This is a genomic window from Prevotella sp. AM42-24, assembly GCF_003461825.1.
Taxonomy (GTDB): domain Bacteria; phylum Bacteroidota; class Bacteroidia; order Bacteroidales; family Bacteroidaceae; genus Prevotella; species Prevotella hominis.
In genome coordinates, this window is the sequence record NZ_QTXV01000159.1 from 1 (window position 1) to 1,388 (window position 1,388).

A 1,388-nucleotide genomic window follows, 5' to 3' on the forward strand; every position below is an offset into this window, starting at 1 on the left:
ACACTTAACCAGGGCAACCTGCCAGTACAGTGGCAGACCGCCTTTGATGATCAAGACAAAACGCTGGCAAGCTTCGGGGCTTTACAATACCTCACTGCTGCAATCACGGAGGCTAAGACTACCGTCAATGGCGGTCTTGTCATGACGCAGGACATTCGCGTGGGCCAATACCGCAACGGCAAGATGGTCAAGGAGACAGGAGGCATAAGCGGATACGCTGCAACCAGGAATTCACCCTTCATCTGGGGAGGTGGTGATATGCAGGAAGCATTCTACACCATCGGCAAGTATATCTATGATCCAGGATATATGGCTACCGATGAGGAGTTGAAGAACATGTGCAGCTTTGTGCTTACCCATGGCGGTCGTGCCATCCTCAATGATATCATCCTCCATGGATATATCTATGCCAAGGGCGGTGTGCTTCAGTCCGTCCGCTCACCAAACGGCAACTTCTCCATCGATGAGCAGGGCAACGCCAAGTTTAAGGGTGATAGTGAGTTCGGTGGCAAGATGGCTGGCGTGATCGGAAGCTTCAAGAGGCTCAATTGTGTCGATGAAAAAGGCAATATCGTGGGAAGCATTGCATTTGGAAGCGATGGGAAGATGTGGTTTGATGGTGATATGTATAGCCAGGGCTACAATAACAAGGAAGACCGCAGTAACAGATTTTACACATCAGACGTGTGGTGCAGAGGAATGCTTGGGCATAGATCCAGGACGATGGCAATGATCCAAGAGGATTTAATGCAAGTTTTTACAAGGGGCACGGATAAGGACCCAGTCCTGTGCGTGCTGGAGCAGGAAACGAATGCAAGCGGCAACACTTATTATAAAATACCGCTCTATGCGCCTGGTAACAAAGACGACACCTCAGGTATGCCGATAGACGTAATACTTTTCAATAATACGTCAGACTACTATTATTCATTCGAGGGTATGGGAAATGGCAAGGAGTGGCGAGTTATTAACGGAAACGACAATCAGACCATACATTTTTGCGACATCGGAGGCTGGCATGAACTAAAGGGTGGCGCAAGTGTGAATTGCATATACATATCCCCATCCTTCCTTAACCCAGAACCTCCATCCAACCTGATTGGCAAAGGAGTGTTCTGGACGGGTGAGACAGACTTGAATTGGAAATAAATGAAAAATAATTAAGATATGGATAATTTAAACAAAGTCCCCTCTTCTGGCACGACCTTCGGAAAGGTGGTCGATGCCGTCAACGAGAATTTCGGATTGATACTCACGGCCATCACGGAGCTGGAGCAGACCAACAAGCGCAAATACCTCTTCACCAATGAGGCTGAGCTGAAGGCTACCTATCCAAATCCAGACAAGGGCGATTATGCTTTCGTTGGAGAGTTGGCCAATGCTATCGT

Annotated in this window: 1 protein-coding gene and 1 pseudogene; both read left to right on the forward strand. The window is 48.1% G+C overall.

All coding sequences use genetic code 11. The features are described 5' to 3' along the window. Window positions 1-1,149, forward strand: a pseudogene (locus DW917_RS17470) (hypothetical protein); the annotation flags it as partial. A gap of 18 nt (window positions 1,150-1,167) precedes the next feature. Further along, on the forward strand, window positions 1,168-1,388 hold a 221-nt coding region (locus tag DW917_RS16860; RefSeq protein WP_147344257.1), incomplete at its 3' end, for a hypothetical protein.